General features: G+C 69.9%; 16 protein-coding genes and 1 pseudogene. 11 read left to right on the top strand and 6 right to left on the bottom strand.

All coding sequences use genetic code 11. The features are described 5' to 3' along the window. Positions 1-62: 62 nt before the first annotated feature. The 8 genes from L1892_RS06780 (at position 63) to L1892_RS06745 (ending at position 10,710) form a co-directional block, all read left to right on the top strand. The gene (locus tag L1892_RS06780; RefSeq protein ID WP_235722820.1) at positions 63-929 is read left to right on the top strand and encodes a GTPase Era family protein; all 867 of its coding nucleotides are present in this window, start codon (positions 63-65) and stop codon (positions 927-929) included. After that, complete coding sequence (locus tag L1892_RS06775) at positions 914-2,365, top strand: GTPase domain-containing protein (protein ID WP_235722819.1); 1,452 nt, start codon at positions 914-916, stop codon at positions 2,363-2,365. Before L1892_RS06780 ends, L1892_RS06775 begins: the two co-directional genes overlap by 16 nt. Before the next feature lie 195 nt (positions 2,366-2,560). Beyond that, positions 2,561-2,959, top strand: coding sequence for a DUF6802 family protein (locus L1892_RS06770; RefSeq protein ID WP_235722818.1), 399 nt, complete (start codon positions 2,561-2,563; stop codon positions 2,957-2,959). Positions 2,960-3,179: 220 nt separating this feature from the next. Beyond that, positions 3,180-5,009, top strand: a complete 1,830-nt coding sequence (locus L1892_RS06765) for a phosphoenolpyruvate carboxykinase (GTP) (protein WP_235722817.1) — start codon at positions 3,180-3,182, stop codon at positions 5,007-5,009. Positions 5,010-5,249: 240 nt separating this feature from the next. Continuing rightward, complete coding sequence (locus L1892_RS06760) at positions 5,250-6,263, top strand: esterase-like activity of phytase family protein (RefSeq protein WP_235722816.1); 1,014 nt, start codon at positions 5,250-5,252, stop codon at positions 6,261-6,263. A gap of 104 nt (positions 6,264-6,367) precedes the next feature. Beyond that, entirely contained in the window at positions 6,368-7,336 is a 969-nt protein-coding gene (locus tag L1892_RS06755; protein ID WP_235722815.1) for an ABC transporter ATP-binding protein, read from the top strand. Positions 7,337-7,340: 4 nt separating this feature from the next. Beyond that, positions 7,341-9,899: an ABC transporter permease gene (locus L1892_RS06750; RefSeq protein ID WP_235722814.1), complete on the top strand. Its 2,559-nt coding sequence runs from the start codon at positions 7,341-7,343 to the stop codon at positions 9,897-9,899. Between the two features lie 52 nt (positions 9,900-9,951). Beyond that, the gene (locus L1892_RS06745) at positions 9,952-10,710 is read left to right on the top strand and encodes a hypothetical protein (RefSeq protein WP_235722813.1); all 759 of its coding nucleotides are present in this window, start codon (positions 9,952-9,954) and stop codon (positions 10,708-10,710) included. Between the two features lie 16 nt (positions 10,711-10,726). Here the strand turns inward: L1892_RS06745 and L1892_RS06740 are convergent, their stop codons facing one another. Next, positions 10,727-11,497 (bottom strand): class I SAM-dependent methyltransferase, encoded by a 771-nt coding sequence (locus L1892_RS06740; protein ID WP_235722812.1) that lies wholly within the window; start codon positions 11,495-11,497, stop codon positions 10,727-10,729. Then, positions 11,494-12,177: a TetR/AcrR family transcriptional regulator gene (locus L1892_RS06735; RefSeq protein WP_235722811.1), complete on the bottom strand. Its 684-nt coding sequence runs from the start codon at positions 12,175-12,177 to the stop codon at positions 11,494-11,496. The genes L1892_RS06740 and L1892_RS06735 overlap by 4 nt, the downstream gene beginning before the upstream one ends. 258 nt (positions 12,178-12,435) lie before the next feature. Here L1892_RS06735 and L1892_RS06730 point away from each other — a divergent pair, with 258 nt between their 5' ends. Beyond that, positions 12,436-13,605 (top strand): glycosyltransferase family 4 protein, encoded by a 1,170-nt coding sequence (locus L1892_RS06730; RefSeq protein ID WP_235722810.1) that lies wholly within the window; start codon positions 12,436-12,438, stop codon positions 13,603-13,605. Here L1892_RS06730 and L1892_RS06725 read toward each other — a convergent pair. Next, positions 13,544-15,298, bottom strand: a complete 1,755-nt coding sequence (locus tag L1892_RS06725; protein WP_235722809.1) for an MmpA family trehalose lipid delivery protein — start codon at positions 15,296-15,298, stop codon at positions 13,544-13,546. The genes L1892_RS06730 and L1892_RS06725 overlap by 62 nt on opposite strands. A gap of 7 nt (positions 15,299-15,305) precedes the next feature. Beyond that, complete coding sequence (locus L1892_RS06720; RefSeq protein WP_235723032.1) at positions 15,306-16,226, bottom strand: HpcH/HpaI aldolase/citrate lyase family protein; 921 nt, start codon at positions 16,224-16,226, stop codon at positions 15,306-15,308. 246 nt (positions 16,227-16,472) lie between these two features. On the opposite strand from L1892_RS06720, the gene L1892_RS06715 reads away from it, so the two are divergent. Next, a complete protein-coding gene (locus tag L1892_RS06715; RefSeq protein WP_235723031.1) occupies positions 16,473-17,648 on the top strand; it encodes a polysaccharide biosynthesis protein in 1,176 nt (391 codons plus the stop codon). Here the strand turns inward: L1892_RS06715 and pgfA are convergent. After that, a complete protein-coding gene (gene pgfA, locus L1892_RS06710; RefSeq protein WP_235722808.1) occupies positions 17,578-18,792 on the bottom strand; it encodes a cell envelope lipid trafficking protein PgfA in 1,215 nt (404 codons plus the stop codon). The genes L1892_RS06715 and pgfA overlap by 71 nt on opposite strands. Positions 18,793-18,873: 81 nt before the next feature. On the opposite strand from pgfA, the pseudogene L1892_RS06705 reads away from it, so the two are divergent. Continuing rightward, positions 18,874-20,016 (top strand): annotated as a pseudogene (locus L1892_RS06705) (acyltransferase family protein); the annotation flags it as partial. Positions 20,017-20,027: 11 nt separating this feature from the next. On the opposite strand, the gene L1892_RS06700 reads toward L1892_RS06705, so the two are convergent. Further along, complete coding sequence (locus L1892_RS06700; protein WP_235722807.1) at positions 20,028-24,281, bottom strand: alpha-(1->3)-arabinofuranosyltransferase; 4,254 nt, start codon at positions 24,279-24,281, stop codon at positions 20,028-20,030. Positions 24,282-24,293: the final 12 nt, after the last annotated feature.

Below are 24,293 nucleotides of genomic sequence, written 5' to 3'. Positions count from 1 at the left end.
AGCGGGCAATCGACTCGCCGGACACCATGCCGCGCTGCGATGGTGCACGTTACATTTCCAGCATGGCGAACGACCCCAGCACTGTGTCCCCGGACACGCCCGCCCGGCTGGCCGAGTCCGGGCGCCTCGCCGACGTCGTCGCACCCGATTCACCCGCGCGCGCCGAACTCGCCGACGCCGCGCGCCGCTACGCGCGGCCCCTGCAGGTGCGGGTGACCGGTCGTGCGGGCAGCGGTCGGGCAACCGTCGCGAGAGCTCTGCACGAGCGGCTGTCGGTGGCCGCGACCAGCGATACCGGAGGCGATGACGCGGATCTGTGGATGCATGTGCTCACGGGCCCGCCGCGGGCGCACGATCGGGACATGCTGGCCCGTTCACCGACCGACCGGACCATCGTGGTGCTCAACAAATCCGACACCCACCGCGATCCGGTCGTGGCCGCCGAGGTCGCCGCGCGTTGCGCCGAGCAGATCGATCAGGCGGTGATCCCGGTGTCGGCGCTGCTGGCACGTGCGACGGTCACCGACGACGAACTCGGATTCCTCCGCGAACTGGCGCGCACCGGAGAAGAGATGCCGGCGATGGCCGGGGCGTTCCTCTCCGCCGGCCCCGACGACGAACGCGTCGTGCGCGCCGCACTGATGCGGCGGCTGGACCGGACCGGAATCGAGATCGCGCTCGAGTTGCTCGCCGCACACCCCGACGTGACCGATACGACGATGCTCGACCGCGAACTGTGGCGACGCAGCGGAATCGACGAGGTGATCGCGCCCATCACCGAACGCGTCGGGCGGGTCCGGCAGTGGCGGCTGGTGGAGCTGCGCACCCGGCTCGAGACGATCGCCGCACGCGGGCACGACCGCGACGCCGTGGAGCCGCTGCTTGCGCAACTCGCCGAGACCGAGGCGACGAGATGGCCGGCGGCGTGATGGGCGGCGCCGGGGTGGCCGCCGATGTGTCGGCGGCCGTAGCCGGATTGACCGGCTACGAACCGGCCGCCATCGTCGGCGGGGGGACCGATGTCGCGGTCTTCGGGATCGGCGGGACCGGGGTGTCGACGCTGCTCGAGGCCTGCCGACACATCGACCCCACGCTGCGCGTGGAGTCCGGCCGATGGGGCGCCCGCGCCGACGATGCGGCGGTCGGCGCGGCACTGCTGGTGGTGGATCCGACGTCGTCGGTCGGTGCCGAGGAGCGCGGCGCCGTCGACGAGCTGCGGCGGCGCTTCGGAACCGTGGCGCTGGTGTGCACCAAGATCGACGCCTACTGGGAGTGGCCGCGCATCCTGCGCGCCCATCGCGCGACGCTCGATCCGCGCGAGGAACTCCCCGTCTTCGCGGTGTCGTCGACGCTCGCGCTGTCCGGGACCGACGCCGAGTCGGGCGTCGGCGCGCTGCTGCAGTGGGCTGCCGAGGAGATGGCCGCTGCACCCGCGCAGCGGCGCGAACGCGCCCGGACCGGTGCCGCGCTGGCAGCGCTCGGGCAACTCGAAGACGAGTTGCTCGCCGCGTCCCGCGACGACGATCCCGAGAACCTGGCCGCTCACCGTCGTCGCGTGCTCGAATCCCGCGACCGCGGCCGGGCCGACCGGCTGGCGGTGGTGCGGGCCGGACTGACCCGGGTGCGCAGCGAGACGATCGCCGACATCGCCGGTGGCACCCGCGCGCTCGCCGCCGACGCCACCGCTCGCACGGCGGGGCTGTCCGCGCGGGGTCGCGACGAGTTCGCCCGGTGGCTCACCGACCAGACCACGGCGATGCGAGCGCGGGTCGATACGGCCACCGACGAGCGCCTCGACGAGGTGGCGGCCGCAGCACTGCTCGGCATCGACGCGGCGGCGCCCCGACCGGCACCGGTCGCGGGAACCGACGACGTCGGGCCGCCCTTCGACAGGCCGGTGCCCACGGCACGGCGCAGCGGAGAGGATCTGCTGGTGGTGCTGATCGGTGCGTCCAGCGGGCTCGGGCTCGGGCGGCTCATCGTGGCGCCGATGGCCTCGGTGCACACGCTGCAGTGGGTGAGTATGCCGTTGACCCTGGTGCTCGGCGTCCTGGTGGCGGTACTGGTGATCCGCGTGCGGCGATCGGCCGCGGTACGGGCCGAAATGCGCACCTGGAGCGGCGAGGCGCTCAACGAGACCCGGGCGCGACTCGAACACCGGGTGGGGTCACGAGTGGCCGCGGCCGAAGCCCATCTGATCGGTCAGATCACCCGCTACCACGAACGTCGTACCCGCCAGGCGGCCGCCGATATCGCCGCGATCGACGAGCAGCTGCGCGCCCTGCGCACCGGCGCGGCCCGCCAACCCACACGCGACCGTCTCGCCCGCGTCCGGGCACTGCGCGCCGAACTCGCTCGCGTGTGACCTCGCGTGTGACGGTTCCTCCGCCGGGTATCGCTTCGTCCCCCAACTGCAGTTGGCCGATCTGACGAAACCAGGTGGAAGAACCGATGCGACGGCCGCCGGGAGGGGGCCGAAGTGCGATGGAACCGAATGGCGGGCCGGCGCGTCTTATCATCACGGTGGTGTGCGGATGCGGCATCGACGAGGGGAGTGCGGATGGACATGTCATTTCTGGGTGGTGATCCACTCGGCAATGAATCGTTCGACCACCAGGGGTCGGTGGATCCGGATGGGGGCGCCGCGGTGGGCCGCCACGACGCCGGCGCGGTGTTCGAGCACGCGGGTGCCACGTCGACACCGGATGATCACTTGTGGATGCACTCCGACGGCCGCATCTGGGATCTCGGCCCGGCCGATGTCGACACCGACGACGACGGCATCCGCGACTCATTGACCCGGACCGGCGACGGTGGACTCACCGTCTACACCGACTCCGACTACGACGGGCAGGTGGACAAGATCACCGAGGTCGATGCGGAAGGGACGTTCTCGTCGCGGGTGCTCGACCCGGGCAGCGGCACCTGGGTGGCCACCGACACCGGTAGGTTGGGCTGACCGACGAGACCGAGGCCGCTGAGCTACCCGGCATGGCCGATCGCGCGCCGACTCGGGGCCGACGCAACGTCGGCATACGCCATTGGCCGATGTCGTAATGTGGGATTTGCCGCATCTGGATCACCCCGGTACCTAGCGGGCGCTCGGTGAACGTATCCTGTGGTGACGACGACATCGCGACGGCTGTGCATCGCGCCGTCACCTCGGAGGAGAACCGATCATGACCTCAGCCACCATTCCAGGCCTGGACCCGAAGACCGCCCCGACGAAACACGCCGGATTGCTGGCGTGGGTTGCCGAGGTCGCGGAGCTGACGCAGCCGGAACGGGTGGTGTGGTCCGACGGTAGCGACGCCGAATGGGAGCGTCTGACCGGTCAGCTGGTCGAGGCGGGCACCCTGGTCAAGCTGAACGAGGACAAGAAGCCGAACTCGTTCTTGGCGCAATCCGACCCCGCCGATGTCGCGCGCGTGGAGTCCCGCACCTACATCTGCTCGAAGACCGCCGAAGACGCCGGTCCCACCAACAACTGGGTGGACCCGGCCGAGATGCGCGCCACGATGAACGGTCTGTACCGCGGGTGCATGCGCGGCCGCACGATGTTCGTCATCCCGTTCTGCATGGGCCCGCTCGGCTCCGACGACCCCAAGCTCGGCGTGGAGATCACCGACTCCGAGTACGTCGTGCTGTCGATGAAGATCATGACCCGCGTCGGTCCCCAGGTCCTCGAACTGCTCGGCGACGACGGGTTCTTCGTGAAGGCCCTGCACTCCGTCGGCGCTCCGCTCGAGCCCGGCCAGGCCGACGTCCCGTGGCCCTGCAACTCGGAGAAGTACATCTCACACTTCCCGGAGGACCGTGAGATCTGGTCCTTCGGTTCCGGCTATGGCGGCAACGCGCTGCTCGGCAAGAAGTGCTACGCGCTGCGCATCGCCTCGGTGCTGGCCCACGACGAGGGCTGGCTGGCCGAGCACATGCTGATCCTCAAGCTGACCAGCCCGGAGAAGAAGGTCTACTACGTCGCCGCCGCGTTCCCGAGCGCCTGCGGCAAGACCAACCTCGCGATGATCCAGCCGACCATCGAAGGCTGGGAAGCCGAGACCGTCGGCGACGACATCGCGTGGATGCGTTTCGGCGACGACGGTCGCCTCTACGCGATCAACCCCGAGTTCGGCTTCTTCGGTGTCGCGCCGGGCACCAGCGACGACTCGAACCCGAACGCGATGAAGACCATCGAGGCCGGTAACACCCTCTACACCAACGTCGCACTGACCGATGACGGTGACATCTGGTGGGAGGGCATCGGCGGCGAGAAGCCGGCGCACCTGACCGACTGGCTCGGCAACGACTGGACGCCGGAGTCCGATCACAAGGCCGCCCACCCCAACTCGCGCTACTGCACCCCGCTTGACCAGTGCCCGTCGCTGGCCAAGGAGTGGGACGATCCGCAGGGCGTGCCGATCTCGGCGATCCTGTTCGGTGGCCGCCGCAAGACCACCGTGCCGCTGGTGACCGAGGCCCGCGACTGGCAGCACGGCGTGTTCATGGGCGCCACCGTCGGCTCCGAGCAGACCGCAGCCGCCGAGGGCAAGGTCGGCACCGTGCGCCGCGACCCGATGGCGATGCTGCCGTTCCTCGGCTACAACGTGGGCGACTACTTCGCCCACTGGCTCGACCTCGGCAAGAATGCCGACGCGCAGAAGTTGCCGAAGGTCTTCTACGTCAATTGGTTCCGTCGCGGCGACGACGGCCGCTTCCTGTGGCCGGGCTTCGGTGAGAACAGCCGCGTGCTGGAGTGGATCGTCGGTCGGATCGAGGGCAAGAACGAGGGCATCTCGACTCCTGTCGGCATCGTCGCGAAGCCCGAGGAAATCGACGTCGACGGCCTCGATGGTGTGCCGGCCGAGGACATCGCGGCCGCGCTCTCGGTGAACGCCGACGAATGGCGCCAGGAGATCCCGCTGATCGAGGAGTTGTTCGATTTCGTCGGCGACAAGCTCCCCAGCTCACTGCGCGACGAGCTCGATCACCTGAAGCAGCGCCTCTCGTGAGTTGAGTCTGAGGGTGCGCCGACAGCGGTCGGCTACCCCCTCGCGCCGAGAGAACCCCAAAGAGCGCCGAGAGAATCTGGCTGCGTGATTGGCTGGGTTCTCTCGGCGCTTTTTGCGGTTCTCTCGGCCTCCGTGGGGTGAGTTGGGGAAGTCGGGTTGCCGGGTGCGGGGCCGGGTTGGCGGGGGCCGGGGACTTGGTGGGCCGGTCGGCGACCGAACCATGGGGTAGGGTGCCCTACCATGAGACTTCGCTTGTGGGGGGCGGCGCTCGTGTCCGCTTGTGCTGTAGGGCTTTCGACGATGACCGCAGGTGCGGCGGTGGCGGCACCGTCGAGCAGCGAACCGATTGCGCTGTATAGGGATTCCACGATCATCGGTGCGGTCCCCACCTTCGGCGCGATCTCCGGCCTGGACCGCACCGGAAACGGCACGTACGTGCTGATCTCCACCGACGTCGGCCGGCAGGGCCCGGCCCGGACCTACAACGCCACCATCCCGTTCACGTCGAACCTCGGCTTCACGGGCGGGGGCCGCGTGACCGGTGGCGGTACGGTTTTCGCTCCCTACAACCTGCCGATCCTTCCCGGCGGCGCACAGTTCGAGGGCATCCGCCGGTTGGGTGACGGCTATGTGGTGGCCAGCGGCGGGGCGAATCAGTTCGTCCGTGTCACCGGTCCGATCGGCAATCACGTGCGGGATCTGCCGCTTCCGTCGGCCTACCGGGTCTCCGGCAAGTCCGGCCTGAACGGTCAGCGCGGGTTCACCGGAGTGGCCGTGTCGCCCGGTGATCGGGTCAGCGCAATCACCGCGGGCGGTCTGAAGCAGGACGCGCGCACGTCGGCGCGTCTGATCACCTGGGCCGGCCGCGGCACGTCGGAGTACGTCTACCGCACCGACGGCGACAAGGTGGCCGCCGATGTGCTCGCGGTGAACAACACCGACTACCTGGTGCTCGAACGCGGCAACGGGCGCGCCGCGCGCATCTACTGGACCACCACGCGTGGGGCCACCCCGGTCACCGGGAAGAAGGAGCTGTCCGGCCGCGAGAAGTCGATGCCGAAGAAGCGGATCTTCTCGACCGCACCGTTGACGCGTCTGGCTGCGGGGAACATGTCGGGATTGGCGTGGGGTAACTGGCTGCCGGCGACTCCGTCGAAGGGCTACCGGTCGCGCATCCTCTACATCGTGACCAACGACATGTTCGCCGGTCCGACCCGCGTGCACGGTCTCGAAGTCCATCTGCCCACGCGCTGACTGGGTGCCGCTCCGCTGTCCGAATGACCCGAGGACGTACCCCGAGTCCGTCTCAGGGATATTCCTGATGGCCAACGGTCGGGAGTTTTGGCACCGTTGATGCCATGACATCGGCTCATACGGACGGTTCACTCATCGACACCCGCGCGGTCGCCGCCGGCGCGGCGGATCTGACCAAGGTCTACGGCACGGGTGACACCGTCGTCGAGGCCCTGCGCGGCGTCACCATCGAATTCGGCGAAGGCGAGTTCACCGCGATCATGGGGCCGTCGGGTTCCGGCAAGTCCACCCTGATGCATTGCCTCGCCGGGCTCGACGTCGCCAGCGGTGGACGCGTGCACATCGGTGAGGCAGATCTCACCGGCCTCTCCGACAAGGCGATGACCGAGTTGCGGCGCGACCGCATCGGATTCGTGTTCCAGTCGTTCAATCTCGTTCCGACGTTGACTGCTCGGGAGAACATCACCCTGCCGGTCGACATCGCCGGCCGCGATATCGACACCGAGTGGTTCGACACGGTGATCGGGCGTCTCGGGATCGCCGATCGTCTCGATCATCTGCCCAGCGAGTTGTCCGGCGGGCAGCAGCAGCGGGTGGCGTGTGCCCGCGCCCTGGTCGGTAAGCCGGAGATCATCTTCGGCGACGAGCCGACCGGCAATCTCGACTCGCGGTCATCGGGCGAGGTGCTGTCGATCCTGCGTGCGGCGACCGACGAGTTCGGGCAGACGGTGGTGATCGTCACCCACGATCCGCGTGCGGCCTCCTATGCCGATCGGGTGGTGTTCCTCGCCGACGGGCAGATCGTCCGCGAACTCGCGCGCCCCTCGGCCGATGACGTGTTCGAGGTGATGAAGAATCTTGACGGCGCCGGGAGCGAAGCGAGCGGGCCGAGTGGTGACGGCGCCGGGAGCGAAGCGAGCGGGCCGAGTGGTGACGGCGCCGGGAGCGAAGCGAGCGGGCCGAGTGGTGACGGCGCCGGGAGCGAAGCGAGCGGGCCGAATGTGGACGGCGCCGGGAGCGAAGCGAGCGGGCCGAAGCACGCAGCCGACGAGAACACCTCCGAGGTGCGCTGACCACATGGCCTCCTCGACGGTGATGCGCCGGGTGTCGTTGCGCAACCTGCGCGCTCACAAACTCAGACTCTTCCTGACCGTGTTCTCGATCGTCCTCGGCACCTCGTTCGTGGCCGGGTCGATCGTGTTCACGTCGACCATCTCCAAAGCGTTCAACGACATCTTCGACTCGGCGGCGCCAGGCGTGGCGGTGGAGATCACCCCGGACAGCAATCAGTCGCCGGGTGTGCCGCTGACGGTCGTCGACGACCTGACCGCGCAGAAGCAGGAACTGGGTATCGACAAGATCGTCGCCAACTACACCGGCTCGGTGACGATCGCCGGGTCCGACGGCAAGGCGTTGCAGACCGGTGGCGCTCCCAGTGTCGGTACCGCCTACCTTCCGCCTGATCAGTCGTTGTCCCCGGACAGCAGCAAGATCCTGCCCGGTGGTCGTGGTCCGACGAATGCCGGTGAGGTGGCCTTGAATTCGTCGGCCGCAGACGAAGCAGGCCTGCAGGTCGGGTCCACCACACAACTCGTGGTGGGGCAGGGTTCGGCGCAGCCGCGTGAGGTGACGGTGGTCGGGCTGCTCGATCTGCCCGGCTCCACCGGCGGCTACGTCAACGTGCAGTTCGACGAGGCGACCGCGCGCAGCTTGTTCTCCGACGGGCAGCATGTCGCGCAGGTGGACATGTCCGCGGTCGACGGTGTCACGCCGGAAGAGTTGCAGCAGCGGGTGCAGGCGGCACTGCCGCCCGACACCTACGAGGTGCGCACCGGCGATCAGGTGCGTCAAGACCAGAAGGACCAGGTCAACGAGTTCCTGACGATCTTCACCGCAATCCTGTTGGCGTTCGCCGCGATCGGCCTGATCGTGGGCACCTTCATCATCTACAACACCTTCTCGATGATCGTCGCGCAGCGCAATCGCGAACTGGCGCTGCTGCGGGCGGTCGGTGCGAGCCGACGTCAGGTGTCGAGGTCGGTGCTGTTCGAGGCGTTCGTGGTCGGTGTGATCGGCGGGCTGGTGGGCCTGGCCGTCGGTATCGGTTTGGCGGCGTTGCTCAAGGCGCTCACCACCTCGGCCTCGGGGCTACCCGACGCGCCGCTGCAGATCGGCGTGTGGGCGGTACTGGCGGCGTTGTTCGTCGGGATCGTGGTGACGATGGTCAGCGCCTGGGTGCCGGCTGTGCGGGCGTCACGGGTGCCGCCGGTGGAGGCGATGCGCGCCGGGATGGCGGAGGGGTCTGCTCCGCTGGTGCGACGCACCGTCATCGGTGCGGTCGTGGGTGTCATCTCGCTGGTGGCCATCGTCGCCGGTGCGATGGGCGTCGGCGTCGGACCGGCGATCGCGGTCGGTGCCGGTGCGGCCGGTGCGATCGCGGCGGTGGTCTTGGCCGGTCCGGCGTTGTCGCGGCCGGTGGTGGGTGCCCTCGGTTCGGTGCTCGGCGCCCCGTTCGGCCGGATCGGCCGTCTGGCCCGCACCAATGCGGTGCGCAATCCGCGACGGACCGCGGCGACGGCGTTCGCGTTGACTCTGGGTCTGATGTTGGTGGCGGTCATCGGCACCCTGGGAACCTCGTTCAAGGGCACGGTCAACGAGGCCGTGGACAGCGGGATGACTGCGGAGTTCATCGTCGCCGGCAGCAATCAGATGCCGATTCCCGGGGCGGTCGCCGACCAGGTGGAGCAGGTCGACGGTGTGGCGGCGTCGGTCAGTTTCGGCATCATCCAGGCGACGGCCGACGGCCAGCAGGTGGCCGGCTATGGCGCGGTGGGCGGGCAGCCCGCCGATGTCGCGGTGCTCGACATGCGCGACGGGGCGTCGGACCAGTTGCCTGCCGACGGCATGTTCGTCAGCGAACGCACCAGCATCGACAAGGGTTGGCAGCGCGGCGATGTGGTCACCTTCACCGGACCCACCGGCCAGGAGGTACCGGTCACGGTGTCCGGGGTGTACGCCGACAACGAGGCGTTGCAGCCCTGGTTGGTCGGACCCGACGTGTACGACCAGTTGGTGCCGGCCTCGGCGCAGGTGAGCGCGATGATATTCGTGGCACCGGAACCGGGTGTCTCCGCGGAGACGTTGCGCACGAATCTGGAGGATGCCACAGCGTCCTACCTGACCGTCCAGGTGCAGGACCGGACGCAGTTCAAGAGTTCGGTGTCGAGTCAGATCGATCAGATGCTGGCCACCCTGTACGCGATGCTCGGCCTGGCCCTGCTGATCGCGGTGCTCGGGATCATCAACACGCTGGCGTTGTCGGTAGTGGAACGCAAGCGGGAGATCGGAATGTTGCGCGCCGTCGGCATGCTACGGGCGCAGGTCCGTCGCAGCATCTACCTCGAGTCGGTGCTGATCGCCATTTTCGGTGCCATCCTCGGGGTGCTGCTCGGCACCGTCATCGGCGTGGCGCTGGTGCGCACGTTGGCGAAATGGGGCCTCGGTACGCCTGTGGTGCCGTGGACTCTGATCGTCATCACGCTGGTCGCGTCGGCGGTGGTGGGCGTGCTTGCAGCGTTGTGGCCGGCGGTCCGGGCGGCGCGCACGCGGCCGCTGGAGGCGATCGTCGAGGCGTGAGGGCCTCGGGTCGCACACCCGCGTCGTCGGCGGGCAGTGACACAATCGGTCCATGACCCGACCACCCGACGAACCCTGGGACCCGAATCGCGAGAGCCCGGAGACGCGACGTTTCGAGCCTTCCGACGAGACGGCCGCCTACGGGCCGACCGATGAGATCCCGGGTCAGCGTGCACAGGGCGCGGGCCCCGGCGAGCCGCCGACCACGGCGGCGCAGCCGGGGCCCTACGACGCGCCGCAGGCGTACACCGCGGCCAACTACGGCGCGGGTTATGGGGGGCCCGGCTACGGCGGTCCGGTACCACCGGGGCCCCCGCCACCGAAGAACACCGGACGCACCGTCGGTCTGGCGCTGGCCGCGCTCGGCGCCCTGGTGGTGCTGGCGCTGGTCGGTGTGCTGATCGCGCGCGGCGGCACCGACGACGGCACGGACGCAACGGCGGGCGCCGACTCGTCGTCGGCGACGACGTCGACCACCGAGCGCGAGGACACCACCACGTCGACCACCACCACGACCGAGGACACAACGACCACGACGACACCCACCGTGGCCCCGGGCGAGGTGGTCTATCAGCTCACCGGCAATGGTGACGTGGTGGGCATCCGCTACCTCGAGCAGGGCAGTTCGACGGTGGTCGCCGCGGCCGGTACCCCGTGGTCGCAGGCGGCGACGGTCGGCGGGACGTCGGCGGAGATCACCGCCATCGTGATCCGCGGCCCGGTGACCTGCAACATCCTGCGTGGTGAGGATCTGCTGGCGTCGTCGACCAGTCGAGGCGGGCCGCTGCGCTGCGCGGCGACCGTGAATTGACGCCGCCCCGCGGCGCTCAGCGTTTCCGTAGCACCAGCACCAGGTTGGTGCCGAGGATCTCGCGCAGGCAGGGCACGCGCATCACCCACCACAGCCACGACGGCAGATAGCGTGGGAACGCGCCGACGACGTCGGCACCGGCCACGGTGCCGGCCCATCGCAGCCCCTGCGCTGCGGTCACCGGGAACAGTGAGGTGCCGTAAAGGTTCTTGGGCGGATGACCGTGCCGACGGGTGTACCACCGCGCGGCGCGATGCCCGCCGACGTAGTGCGTCAGGCCCATCTCGTGTCCGCCGAACGGCCCCCACCACAGCGTGTAGCTGATGATCACGGTGCCGCCCGGTCGGGTCACCCGCAGCATCTCGTCGGCCATCCGCCACGGTTCGCGGGTGTGCTCGACCACGTTGGAGGAGAACGTCACATCCATCGAGCGGTCGGCGAACGGCAGCTGCTGTCCGGAGCCGCGAACGGAGGTGCGGTGCTCGAGGCCGCCGGCGTGCATCTCGCTCGGATCGGGTTCGACGGAGATGTAATGCGCGCCGCGGCGGTCGAAGGCGTCGGCGAAGTAGCCGGGACCACCGCCGACGTCGAGGATCACCGCATCCCGCAGGGGGCGGTCGTGCCAATCGCCGACCATCTGGGCCGTGTCGGCGGCGATGGCGCCGTAGAAACGTGCCGGATCGGTCTGCTCGAACCGGAAGTCATCGAGCAGGCGTGCGGCACGCGACAGGGTGGCGTACTGGGCGAACTCCGGCCGGATACCCCGCCCCGGCAGCCGCCGCCTCACGTGTCCACCCGCGCTTGGCCGGTGCCCGGCGAACCGCCGGAGCGGGCGCGCAGCCCGATCATGAAGGTGTGCAACGCGAACCGGAACTCCGAGCGCACATCCTTCGGCAGAGCGGGTACGACCGTGCTCAACGACGGGTACTGCCCGGCGTCGAGGCCGCGGTAGTACTCGAACACCGCGGCGCGGTCGTCCTCGGTGTCCTGTGCGGACTGCAACGCGTATCCGACGATCAACCGCGCCAGCGCGTGATCGGCGGCGCCCGCATCCGAGGCCGACAGGCCCGCTGCCATAAGCAGCGTCAGCGACCGTTCGTAGCGGGTCAACCCCATCGGCCCGAAGTGCACCTGACCGGCGAAGAGACTCGCCGAGTGAGGATGGCGGTGCAGGACGTCGAAGGTGACCACGGCGGAGCGTTCGACGACCTGATCCCACCGGTCGCCGAGGTCCGAGCGCGCCAGCGCGGCGACGATCTCCGACATGATGTGTTCGGCCAGGCGGGTGCACAGTTCATCCTTGCCGCCCGGGAACTGACGGTAGAGCGTGGAGGTCGAGGAGCCCAGCCGCCGGGCCAGTGCGCGCATGCCGAGCGACCCCTGCCCGCCGTCGGCCAGCAGCGACAGCGCCTCTGCGAAGATCTCCTCGGCGGGCAGCGGCGGTCGGCCGCGGGGATGCTCCGGCATCGAGGTTCCTCGTCTCGGCTGATGGACGGTCGGGCGACGTGGTGTCCGAGGCAACTCGGCTCGCCCGTCACGCTCACCTCGCCGGTACGGATCGTCTCAACTATCGTTGTAGACGTCCGACGGGTTAGCGGCTACAGTGTAGCCGCAACAGACACGCTGTCTGTCGTCGGACCGGGACCCCCGGGTCGGACGCGGTATGGAGGGGATACCACGTACGGCTCGGGGGTTCTGCTGTTGCGATCGCCTACTCTGGTCGCAATGTCCGAACCGATTCATGTGCTGCTGCTCTGCTGGCGCGACACCACGCACCCGCAGGGTGGAGGCAGTGAACGCTATCTCGAACGCGTCGGCGCGGAACTGGTCGAGCGCGGTATGCGAGTGACGCTGCTGACCGCCGCCTACGATGGCGCGCCGGCGATCGAGCACCGGGCCGGGGTGCGCATCCTGCGGGCCGGTGGTCGACTCTCGGTGTACCCGCGCGCTCTGCTGACGATCGTGGCCGCGCGGTGGGGCCGCGGCAGGCTGCCCGGTGCGCCCGACATCGTCATCGACACCCAGAACGGCATCCCGTTCTTCGCCGGTACGGTGTCGCCGGTGCCCACGGTGGTGCTGGTTCATCACTGCCATCGCGAGCAGTGGCCGGTCGCCGGACGGTTGCTCGGGAGGTTCGGCTGGTGGCTGGAATCGCGGGTGTCGCCGCGGGTGCACCGACGCAGTAGGTATGTGACGGTGTCGGGTCCGTCGGCAGACGAACTCGTCGCCCTCGGCGTGGACCGTGAACGGATCACCGTGATCCGCAACGGGATCGACGCGATCGTGCCCCAGCCGGCGAACCTCGCCGAGTCCGACGACCCGACCGGCGGCCCGCGGTTGTGTGTGCTCTCCCGACTGGTCCCACACAAGCAGGTGGAGGACGCCCTGGCCGTGGTCGCCGAATTGCGCCACACCCGAGCCGACGTGCACCTCGACGTGATAGGCGGTGGCTGGTGGTCGGATGAACTGCGCGACACCGCCGCCCGGCTCGGTGTGCAACGATTCGTCACTTTCCACGGCCATGTCGACGAGCCCCGCAAACATCAGCTGCTTGCCCGCGCCGACGTCCATCTGATGCCATCGCGCAAGGAGGGCTGGGGTCTGGCGGTGGTGGAGGCGGCCCAACATCGGGTGCCCACCATCGGCTACCGCAGTTCGGTCGGACTGGTCGAGTCGGTCGAGCACGGCGAGACCGGCCTGCTCGTCGACGGCGTCGACGAACTGGTCAGCGCGACAAGGAAACTGATCGACAACCCGGAGGAGGCCGCGCGCCTCGGTGGCAACGCGCAACGCAAGGCGGCCGGCTACTCGTGGTCGGCGACCGCCGACGGATTCATCGACGTGTTCGACGGGCTGCTGCAATCAGCGCCGCGACCAGTGCGATCACCGCGGTAACCGCCCAGACGAGATGGGCGACAATGGCTGTCGTCCGCGCGGCGGTGGACGCCCCGAGATCGGCGATCGGCCCGGGGATGCGATAGAGCGTCAGGTCGGCGCCGCGGAACACGACCGCCGCCTCGGCGGCGAGGGCCGATGGCGGATCGTTGTTCTCCACCACCACCCAGCCGACACCCAGCTCCGTCAGGCGCCCGACTGAGCCACCGGCCGACAATGCCGCGTCGACGTCGGCACCGCGCCCGGACGGCGGATCGACGACCGCCGAATCCACCACCAATCGGCCGGATTCGGCGACCGGCGCGCGCACCATTCGGGGCAGCGGGTCCAGTGACGGTCCATCGGTGAACGAGTACTGCCGCACCGACCCGGTCGGCCACACCGCCACCGCGCCGTGATCGGCGGTGATCTGTGCCGAGACGGCCGCCCAGTCCGACGGGTAGGTGACCGGGGAGATCGTCCCGCCGACACCCCACGCGAGGTCTGGTAGCGGTGCGACGATCAGAAGTGTTGTGGCGGCGAGCGCGAAACCGGCGGGCACCCAGCGGCGTGCGGCGGCCACCGCGGCGGCGGTCGCGACGGCGACGAACGGTACGAGCAGCGCGAGGTACTTCTGGGTGTCGCGGAACAATCCGAGTCCCGGCACGTCCACGGTGGCGGCCGACAGCGTCTCGGCGACCGGCCCGATGGCTGCCACACTCACGGCGATGGCGGTGGCCGCGGCCACCACACCCAGGGTCGCGATCACGCCGGTGTCGGGTCCCCGGTGACGCCACAACCAGACGGTGCCGGTGGCGATGACGAGCAGCAGCGCCGCCGTTGCCACGGCCGCCCACCAGATGGTGCGGCTGGCGGGAACAGCCTCGGCATTCCAGATGCCGCCCAGTCCGAGCACCGTGCCGATGGTGCCGAGTCCCGGTTCGGCACGCACGCCGAAGACGGTGAAACCGTTGTCGCCGGCGGCGATGGACGCATGGCCGACAAGTGTTGCGGTCAGCCACGGCAGGGCGGCGACGACCCAGCCGATCCACCAGAGGGCGAGCATCCGCCCCCGACGGGCGGCCCCGAATCCCTCGTATCGGATTCTGCGCGCACCGATCCCGGTCAGCGCGAGGAGGAGAACGCCGGACAACATCGACCCAGTCGGGGTGAAGGCGGCGGCGCAGAGCGCGGCCACCAGGTGAGTCCACGGCACCCAGCGCGGGGTTGCCTCCGACTGGCCGTCGACGGTGTCACGCAGAATGTCGCACGCCGCGGTGGCGATCCATCCGAGTGCTGCGTACGACACCAGCAGACTCCAGTGTCCCTGCAGGAGGCGTTCGGCCACATAGGGATTCCAGATCGCGACCATCGCCGCGGCAGCCGCGCCGGTGCGCCCGGCTGCGCCCACCAGACGCAGCGCCAGACGGCCGTAGCCGACGCCGGCGCACACCAGGGCGGCGAAGGTGATCGCGACGACCACCGCACCGCCGTCGACCACCGACGACGCCATCGCGACGACCCAGTCCTGCGGGACCGCGCGCGGCGGCAGATCCCCGACGCCCAGGGTGGTGTCGGTGATGAAGGAGCGTGGGGTGGACACCGCATCCCGGTAGAGCAGGTGTCCGGACCGCAGCAGCGGCGCCATGATCAGCGCGGCCAGTGCGCCGCTGATGGCGCACAGGAGGACGACCGGGTGGCGGCGCCGGGTCATGGCCGGCTCAGTAGTGATAGGTGTCCGACGGTGCGGGCGAGTGCACCGAGTCGTCGTCGTAGTCGGAGTTCTCGATGCCGTACGCGCGGGCCAGATCCAGGATCTTGGTGGCGCGGGCGATCCGCGGCAGGTCGGAGCCGTTGCGGATCTCGCCGCCGTCGCGTTCGAACTCGGCGAAGAACTCCTGCGCCCAGCTGATCTCGTCCTGCGACGGCGACAGGCCCTCGTTGACCGGGTGGCACTGGTCGGGTGTCAGGCAGATCTTGCCGGTCATCCCGAATTCCGCGCTCACCGCGGTGGCCTCGGACAGTTTCAGCGCACTCGACCCGACGGTGGGGCCGTCGATGGCGCTGGGCAGGTGAGCCGCCTTGGCGGCGATGGTGAATCGCGACCGGGCGTAAGCCAGGGTGGCCGGGTCGTCGCCGAAGCCGGTGTCACGCCGGAAGTCGCCGATGCCGAACGCCAGCCGGAACGTGCCCTTGGCCGAGGCGATCTCGCTGATCCGTTCGAGCCCCCGCGCGGTTTCCACCAGCGCCACGATCGGCACATCCGGCAGCCGCTTGGCCGTTTCGCTGACGTGGTCGACCGACTCGACCATCGCGAGCATCACCCCGCCCACCGATGTGCTCGCCAGTGCCGCGAGATCGTCGGCCCACCACGAGGTGCCGAACCCGTTGACCCGTACCCAGTCGGAGTGTCCGGCGTCGAGCCACTGCACCACGTGGTCGCGGGCGCTCACCTTGTCTTTGGGCGCCACGGCATCCTCGATGTCGAGCACCACGACGTCGGCGCGTGACCGGTGCGCCGCCTCGAATCGTCCGGCGTGGGCTCCGTTGACCAGCAGCCAACTGCGCGCGAGTACCGGATCGATACGGAAACCGACGGGATCTGTACTGGCGGCGTCGTCGGAAAAGTTCTGGTCGTACATCGAGGCGGTGCGCTCCTGCGGCGGCGGATGGGACCTCACCATCGTTGCCTATCGCGCGTGCGGCGTGCAAAACACCGTGCCGTCCCCGGCTTGCCGGACGCGACGTGCACACTTGAGGCCATGGCCGGGCACGACGACCGCATCGCTGGACACGATCGGCGTGCTCTCGGGTCGGCTGACGTCACGACGGCCAGGGCCGAGCGCTCGGGTGTGGCCGGGGCGCTGGGCTGGGTGGCGGGTGGATCGATGGTCGCCAACGTCTGTGCCTATCTCATCCACCTCACCGCGAGCCGGTGGTGGCTCGACACCGCCGAATACGGCGAACTCGCCGTCGGCCTCACCGCGATGCTCGTGCTGACCGTCGCGGCGCTGGCCTTGCAGGCGGTGGTCGCGCGCGCCGTGGTCCACCACGCCGATCCGCGCCGGATTCGTCGCGTGACGGTACAGACGACGATTGCCGTCTGCGTACTGGTGGTGGTCGCCATCGTCCCGACTGCGTGGGTCACCTCGATGAGCATCGACACCACCTCGGCGGCCCTCGTCGCGGCGCCGATGCTCACCGTTATCGGCGCCGGTCAGGGAATACTGCAGGGGCACAAGCAGTTCCGCCTGCTCGGCTGGGTACTCGCGGCGGTCGGCGTGTTGCGCACGGCGCCGCTGATCGCTGCACTGGCCGTCGGTGCCGGTCCCGCCGGAGCGCTGGCGGCCAGCGCGTCGGGCATCGCGGTCGCCGCGGTGGTGGTGCTGTACGCGACCCGGGTGGCTCCGATCGGCTCGCCGACACCGGCCAGGACTGCACTCGGCTCGGGCGGTATCGGACTGCTCGGCGTGGTGCAGGCTTCCGGCGTGCAGTTGGTGCTGGTGGTGGCGGCGTCGGTCGACCTGCTGCTGTCGCGCACGGTGCTCTCGCCCGACGACGCGGGGATCTACGCGTTGGGGGCGATCGCGACCAAGGTGGCGTTCTGGCTGCCGCAGGCGGTGGGGGTGGTGTTCTATCCCCGCCTGGCGGACCCGGCGACGTCGCGGCGCTCCCTGGTGCATGCGGTCGGGGTGGTGGCGCTGATCGGGGTGATCCTCACCGTGGGTGCCGGGTTGGCCGGACCGTTGGTACCGGTGCTGGTGCGCCCCGACTACCAGCCGCTGGTGCCCATCCTGTGGCTGTTCGCCTACACCGGCGCGATGCTGGCCGTACTGCAGGTGGCGTTGCTGTCGGCGATCGCCCGCTCGGCGACCGGGGTGTCCGCGGTCACGTGGGTGGTGGTCGCCGCCGAGATCGCGGTGATCGTGGGCGCGGTGGACACGATCGTGGCGCTCGCGGCCACGGCGGCGACCGCGGCGACGATCGCCGCGGTCACGACGACGGTGTGGGGTCTGCGTGCGCAGCGGGTCGACGAGGTCGTCGGGGCGGCCAGCCGCGAGTGATGAGCATCAGGCCGGCCGCGATGGCCGCCAGCCCGGCGAGGGCGGCCAGGATCGGCACGACGCGACCCCAGATGGCGATCGGGGTGTTCAACGAGGTCGCGCGGTCACTCATCCGCGCCTGGGTCGGGTCGTCGTAGCCGAAGCTCGCCGACAACGCGGTCAGCCGCTGATCGGGGAGCGAGGTGTCGATGAAGCGGTAGCTCTGTTCGATGGTGATCTGCTCGTCGAGGATGGTGCCGGTGGCGGTGTCGACGGCCAATTCGGTGCGGCCGCTGTGGTGCAGGGTGGCCGTCAGTTCGCGGGCCGGGTCGACACCGGGCACCCCGAACCACGAGGCGGGCCGGGTGATGATCGTCGGCGGGGCGCTCTGCGCATCGCCGCTGATCTGATGCAGGTCGGTGTCGGGGACGTCGGCGACGAAGCGGGTGGCGTCGCGGCCGTGCACGGTCGTCGTGCCCGCCGGGCGCAGCGGCACCGTGCGCCGGGTGATGACGTCGAACCAGGTGTGTTCGGTATCGGAGACCCCGAACGGCAGCAGATAGGTGTAGCCGGTGCGGTCGGGGACGCGAATCGGGGCGGCATTGCTGTCGTACTGGATCTCGGAACTGCCGGGCTGTCCGCTCGTGGGACCCAGGTCGGGCAGCGCCGACGTGCGGTCGAGGGTGATGCGGTCGCGGACGGCGCCCACGGTCGGATCGGTGCACTGCGCCTGCCCGGCCGGCGGCTCGGTGTCGCTGCCGGGGCGCGGGGCCTGCGGATCCACCTCGCGGTCGTCGTCGACCCTCAGCGAGTCGGCCTGGATGGATGTGCCCGCCTGCAGGGTGACGCGGTCGGCGTCGGACGGCTGGACCGCGACGAACCGCTGCTGCCGGACGAGGTCGGCGCCGACGACCCGCGCCGACGCGGTGGCCAGCGAACACCGGTCGAACACCTGCGCCGACTCCGCGTCACCGGTACCGGTGCTCAGGGCCGTGGTGGTGACGTCGGTGGACAGCGGGATGGTGCGCAGACCGTCGACGAACACCGTGGGCAGTGCGATCGCGGCCGCGAGCAGGAAGCCACCCACGAACAGCAGGACCGGTCCGATGAGATCAGTGGTCTGCAGACGGCTGGGCTGCACACCGTGGGGGCCGGGCGACGACATAGGGGCGAGCGTACTGACCGGCTGTGCCGGCGCCGTAGGCGTGACCCGCTGTGTGACGTCCGGCTACCCTGAGTGATCAGCATGAGCAGTATCGATCCCCCGACCAGTGTCGTTTCCGCGTCCGACGCGCCGACGGCTGCCCGCGAGGTGCGTCGGTTCTTCGGCCAGCTCGAGGGGATGCGGGCGATTGCGGCGATCGGCGTGCTCACCACCCATGTCGCCTTCCAGACGCAGGCGGTGGAGTTGCCGGTGCTGGGTCCGCTGCTGGGTCGCCTCGATCTGGCGGTGGCGTTGTTCTTCGGACTGTCCGGTTTTCTGCTGTGGCGGCCGTGGGTGGCCGCCGCACATCGCGCCGTGCCGCGCCCGCGGGTGCGCCGCTATCTGCTCCATCGGCTGGTGCGGATCTGGCCGGCGTATGTGGTGGTGGTGTTCGTGGTGCTCACCCTGCTGCCCGACGCCAAGGGCGCCGACCTGACGGTGTGGTTGGCCAACCTCACCCTGACGCAGGTGTTCGTGCCGCTGTCGTTGACGGCGGGGCTCACCCAGATGTGGAGTCTGTCGGTGGAGGTCGCCTTTTACGCCTTGCTGCCGGTGATCGGGCTCGCGATGGTGCGGCTGCGCGTCGCCGACGGTGCCGGGAGCGGGCGGATCGGGTGGCGGATACCGGTGTTGTTCGGTCTCGGGGCGCTCAGCCTCGGGTGGGCGTGGCTCGCGATGGTATTACCGGTGGCCGCCGGGGTGGAACCGAAGAACTGGGTGTTCGGGCACCTGCCGTGGTTCTTGGCCGGTCTGGTGCTCGCGGAGATGGTCGGCGCCATCGAGTTCGACGCCCGTCGGCCGGTGCCGCGGTGGTTGCGGGTCGTCGCCGGAATCGGTGCCCGGCGGTGGGTGATGGCCGCACTACTGCTCGTCGCCTACGTGCTCGCGTGCACCCCGATCGCCGGTCCCACCGGCCTGGGTGATCTCGCGCCCTGGCAGTTCGCCGTGAAGATGGTCCTCGGTGCGATCTGCGGGTTCGCGGTGCTCGCGCCACTGGTGTTTTCGGCGGGGCCGTTCCGGTTGTTGTGTTCGCGGGTGATGCTGGCGTTGGGCCGCTGGTCCTACGGCATCTTCATCTGGCATCTCGCAGTGCTGGCCGCAGTGTTTCCGCTGTTCGGGATCGTGCCGTTCAACGGCGATTTCGTGCTCGTGTGGGCCATCACGCTGGCCCTGACGATCGGGGTGTCGGCGGCAAGTTACGCCTTCATCGAGGAACCGGCTCGCCGGCGGTTGCGGACCTGGGAGAGTGCACGGGCGAATCGTCGCCGGGCCCAGCCGGATTCGTCGCCGAACACAGCCGAGAAGACCGTCGACGAGACGGCGATCAACGCGGGCAACTGAACCCACCAGTCGAAGCCGGTGTAGCCGGTCGAGGCGTGCCAGGGCCCGCTCGCGAGGCCGAGGGTGGCGGCCACCATCGTGGTGAACACCAGCGTCACCGTGAATTGTGGCCGCAGGCTCAGTGTGATCACGCCGCTCAGCGCCGCGACCGCCAGCCCCCACCACCCGGCGAGCAACCACGCCGCGCCGAGCCAGGACACCGCCGCCGCGCCGGCGAGCCAGGACTCCGACAGGCGGGGGCCGGTGACCGGTACCGGGTGGGGGTGGGCCGAGCTGCGCCGTGGCCACCAGGCGAGCAGCAACAGCAGCGCGGTCAGGGCCAGCCCGAGGCCGAGCGACCAGCGGTAGAGCGAGTCGAACCGGTATGTGAGGTCGATGGAACCGGCCGCACCCGCGGGCACCACCCAACCCTGCTGCCAGCCGTTCACCACCACCGGGGCCAGCTCGCGGCCGTCGAGTGAGGCCTGCCACCCGGGGTTGGTGCTCTCCGGCACCACCAGGATGCGGTCGCGGTCGACGGCGTCGACCGCGACACCGCGGTGGGTGTCCGACCAGTCGGTGACGTCGGCGGGTACGGGCGCGCGCGATGTGCCGACGTCGGGCCGGTCGGTCACCGGCAACGAGACCTGGTCGACGCTGAACGCCGGGCCGGGGTTGACCGACAGTTCCTGTTCGCCCGCGGGCAGCGAGACCGGTTGGGAGGTACAGGGTGTGGCGACGACGGGACGGCCCGCACGCAGATCGCCGGCGGTGGTGCGCACCGACAGGCCGATCACCTGACCGGACACGGTCAACCCGATGCCGGCGTCACAGCCGATGTCGATCACCTGGTCGTCGTCGGGGGTCGGCTGCGGGCCGGGCAGGATCTGCACTTCGCTGATCCCGACCGGGGCGGCGCGGGCGAATCCGAGGCTGTTGACGTCGATGAGGTCGGTGGTCTCGGTGACGGTCAACCGAATCCGGTCGGTCACCGCCGGCGCCAGGTCGACGATGCCGTCGCGGCCGACGGTGCGTGCCTGGGTGCCTGTGCCGAGGTCCACGGTGACGCGGTGCGGCGCAGCCGGATATCGTTCGGGCAGAATCAGTCTGAGGCGCTCGACACGCTGGGCCTGCGGTAGCCGGATCACGAGCTCGGGGTCGTCGGCCTCCTCGTCGTCGGAACGCGTGGCGGGTTCGGGTGCGGTCCAGGTGGTTTCGGGGTTACCGTCCACCGCGGCACTCGCGTTGCCGCGCGGATCGTCGACGGCGGTGGGGCCGTCTGCGGTGACCTGGCCGGGGGTGTGGATCAACGCGCGCAACGCATCGCTGGATTTCGGCCGCAGCACGACCGTCGGGTCCACAGTGACCGGGGCGGGCACCGACAGGGCGCGCGTCACGATGCCCGGTGTTTCTGGGGCCAGACCGAGGCCGGGTGCGCAGCGCACGGCCGTGTCGTCGGCGACGCAGGTCGAGCGGCCGCCGAGTTCCTGGGTGAGCAGCCAACCCGCAACGGTGGTGCCGGACGGTGGAGCGGGCAGCGTCACTCGATGCCGGATCGTCATCGGCGCTTGGGTGGCCAGGTCCGCGACGGACACCTCACCGAGTGCGAACTGGTTGCCTGCGCTGCCGTCGGCGGTACTGATCGCCCGGATCTGTACCCAGCGGGTCGGGCCACTGGGAGCGGTCACCGTGACCGGGGTGCCCGGTTCCACGTTCTGGGTGACCGCGCTGCCCGACTCGGTGCTGACCAGGATGGCCGACACGTCGGAGCCCAGCGCCGGCGCGGTGGTGAGGGTGACCGCGAGATCCGAACGTGGCTCGGTGAAGTCGAGTCGCAACCACTTGCCGACCGCGGAGTCGAGGCCGTCGGAGACCCAGGCGGTGTCGGGGTCGCCATCGAAGGCTGCCGCCGACGAATTGGCCGGTGACGTCTGGCCCAGTTGGGTTGCGTCGGACGCAGATCCGGATGTGGTGACGCGAACCTGGTTGGGTTGATTGTTCAGCAGCCATTCGCCATACACCAGCGGTTGTCCGTCGACGGGGTAGTCCGCGATGGCGTTCTGGGTGCGTCGCGGGTCGTCGGGAGCGCGGATCGCCGAGCTGTGGTCGTCGACGCGGCCGAAGTCGGTTTCGCGGTCCGTGGGGGTATCGGTGATCAGGACGCCGGGGCCGTCGCCGAGTCCGGCGTGGCGGGCGTCGGCGGCGAGCAAGGCCGGTCCCATCGGTGGGTTCCCGGTGCGTGCCCGTTGTTCCTGGACCGCAGCGAGCGCCTCCGGTCCACCTGCCACCCGTGGGGTGGCGTCGGCGTCGACGAGGACCGGTCCGGTGCCGGGGAATACGGTGTCGGCGTTGACGGCATAGATCTGGATGGCCGGCATCGGTGGGCGTAAACCATTGTCCCGCACCACACCCGGCACGGCGGCCGGTCCCACGTCGGGGCCGAAGGTGGCCACCCGGTCGAGTCCCGGCGAGGTGTCGAGGGCCTGTTGGGCGACCAGCGGGCGGGCCGAGCGCGACGTGTCGGGGTCGAGGTCGGCGCGCAGCACCACGAAGCCGATGCCCTGCTGGGCGAGGGTGGCGGCGAGGCCGGGGGAGCCGCGGCCGTCGGCGATCGCGCGTTGTACCGAGTCGAGGGCGCGGATGGCGCCCGGCGGGGTCAACGGGATGGCATCACGCACCGCCCACGGGGTGTCGGCGAGCGGCTGCAGCGGTTCGTCGCGGGTCAGACCCCACAGTTGGTCGGCGAATGGTGCGCCCGGCACCACGAGTGTGCGGGTGGGGGCGGTGGTGTCGGGGCCGGAGCTGTGTTGCGACAGCCAGTTCGCCGTGGCGCGCCAGTAGTCGGGGATTTCCTTGTAGGTGCCCGCGGGCGCGAGTTGGCCAGTCCACATCAGCGAACCGGCGCCGATGGCGGCGACCACCACGACGATCGCTGCCGCCACCGGCCGGGACCGCTGGGGGTGGGCGAAGGAAGCCGCGGTGTCGCGAACCGACGTGGTGCCGGGCAGCGGCACGCGGGCCAGCAGATGCGCGATGCCGAGGACCAGCGGGATGCGGATGAATGGTTCGAACTTGTGGATGTTGCGCAGGAAGGCGCCGCTGCCGTCGAGGAACACCCGCACGGGTTCGGCGATGGGGGAGCCGAGTTCACCGGCGTAACCCACACACATCAGCAGCAGACCGACGACCAGCACCGTCACCAATCGTCCGCGGAAGGGCATCCGCCGCATGCACAGTCCGGCGAGTCCGGCGGCGGCCAGCACGCCGGTGGCGACGACGGCGGCGGGTTGGGTGACCAGCACGGCGCCGGCGACGCGTTCCGGTGACACGAACGGTGTCCATGAGCTGGTGCCGCGCAACACCTCGGTCAGCGATGTCCATTCGGTGGTGACCCGGGACGACTCGATGAAGTCGAGGAACGGCGGACTCACCCTGGACAGGATGAGGAGCGGGATCACCCACCACGCGCAGGCCATCGTCAGTCCGAGCGCCCGCCAGGCGCCGAAGCGCCACCAGCGGCGCGCCGGGACCACGGACAGTGCCGGCGCATGCAGCAGCCACCACAGCACTGCGACACCGAGCGCGGCGAGGGTGGCGACGGCGTTGACCGCGCCCATCAGCGCGACCGCGGCCGCCGACTGCAGAGCTGCGCGCCACACCGGGCGGTCGGGTACGCGGGTCAGTACCCGGATCAGCGGCAGCAGCACCCACGGGGCCAGCACCATCGGCAGCGTCTCCGATGAGATCGAGCCGATGGTGGTCAGGATGCGTGGGCTCAGCACGAACACGATGCCGGCGATGATCCGGGAGCCGGGGGAGCCGATACGCATCGCCTCGGCGAGTCGGACGATGCCGACGAACCCGATGACCAGCAGCAACGCCCACCACAGCCGTTGGATCACCCAGGGTGGGAGATGCAGGAAGTCGCCGAGAGCGAAGAACGCGCCATGCGGGAAGAAGTAGCCGTACGCCTGGTTCTGCACCTGGCCGAGGGGCGCGTTCGCAGACCACAGGTGGGCGGCGCGGGAGAGGAACCCGATCGGGTTGGCGGTGAGGTCGAGTTTGGTGTCGGCCGAGATCCGCCCGGGCGATTGCAGGAACGAGATGATCAGCGCGCACAGCGCTGCCACCGCGATGCCGCG

Source organism: Gordonia tangerina (assembly GCF_021556435.1).
GTDB lineage: Bacteria > Actinomycetota > Actinomycetes > Mycobacteriales > Mycobacteriaceae > Gordonia > Gordonia tangerina.
This window is presented reverse-complemented; position numbering and strand designations above follow the sequence as displayed.

Excerpts from the sequence above, each read along its gene's own strand:
- L1892_RS06715 (WP_235723031.1), top strand. The coding sequence starts at position 16,473 with ATGGTCGCCAACGTCTGTGCCTATCTCATCCACCTCACCGCGAGCCGG.
- L1892_RS06725 (WP_235722809.1), bottom strand. The coding sequence starts at position 15,298 with ATGACCCGGCGCCGCCACCCGGTCGTCCTCCTGTGCGCCATCAGCGGC.
- L1892_RS06745 (WP_235722813.1), top strand. The coding sequence starts at position 9,952 with ATGACCCGACCACCCGACGAACCCTGGGACCCGAATCGCGAGAGCCCG.
- L1892_RS06775 (WP_235722819.1), top strand. The coding sequence starts at position 914 with ATGGCCGGCGGCGTGATGGGCGGCGCCGGGGTGGCCGCCGATGTGTCG.
- L1892_RS06750 (WP_235722814.1), top strand. The coding sequence starts at position 7,341 with ATGGCCTCCTCGACGGTGATGCGCCGGGTGTCGTTGCGCAACCTGCGC.
- pgfA (WP_235722808.1), bottom strand. The coding sequence starts at position 18,792 with ATGTCGTCGCCCGGCCCCCACGGTGTGCAGCCCAGCCGTCTGCAGACC.
- L1892_RS06760 (WP_235722816.1), top strand. The coding sequence starts at position 5,250 with ATGAGACTTCGCTTGTGGGGGGCGGCGCTCGTGTCCGCTTGTGCTGTA.
- L1892_RS06755 (WP_235722815.1), top strand. The coding sequence starts at position 6,368 with ATGACATCGGCTCATACGGACGGTTCACTCATCGACACCCGCGCGGTC.
- L1892_RS06765 (WP_235722817.1), top strand. The coding sequence starts at position 3,180 with ATGACCTCAGCCACCATTCCAGGCCTGGACCCGAAGACCGCCCCGACG.
- L1892_RS06780 (WP_235722820.1), top strand. The coding sequence starts at position 63 with ATGGCGAACGACCCCAGCACTGTGTCCCCGGACACGCCCGCCCGGCTG.
- L1892_RS06735 (WP_235722811.1), bottom strand. The coding sequence starts at position 12,177 with ATGCCGGAGCATCCCCGCGGCCGACCGCCGCTGCCCGCCGAGGAGATC.
- L1892_RS06720 (WP_235723032.1), bottom strand. The coding sequence starts at position 16,226 with ATGTACGACCAGAACTTTTCCGACGACGCCGCCAGTACAGATCCCGTC.
- L1892_RS06730 (WP_235722810.1), top strand. The coding sequence starts at position 12,436 with ATGTCCGAACCGATTCATGTGCTGCTGCTCTGCTGGCGCGACACCACG.
- L1892_RS06770 (WP_235722818.1), top strand. The coding sequence starts at position 2,561 with ATGGACATGTCATTTCTGGGTGGTGATCCACTCGGCAATGAATCGTTC.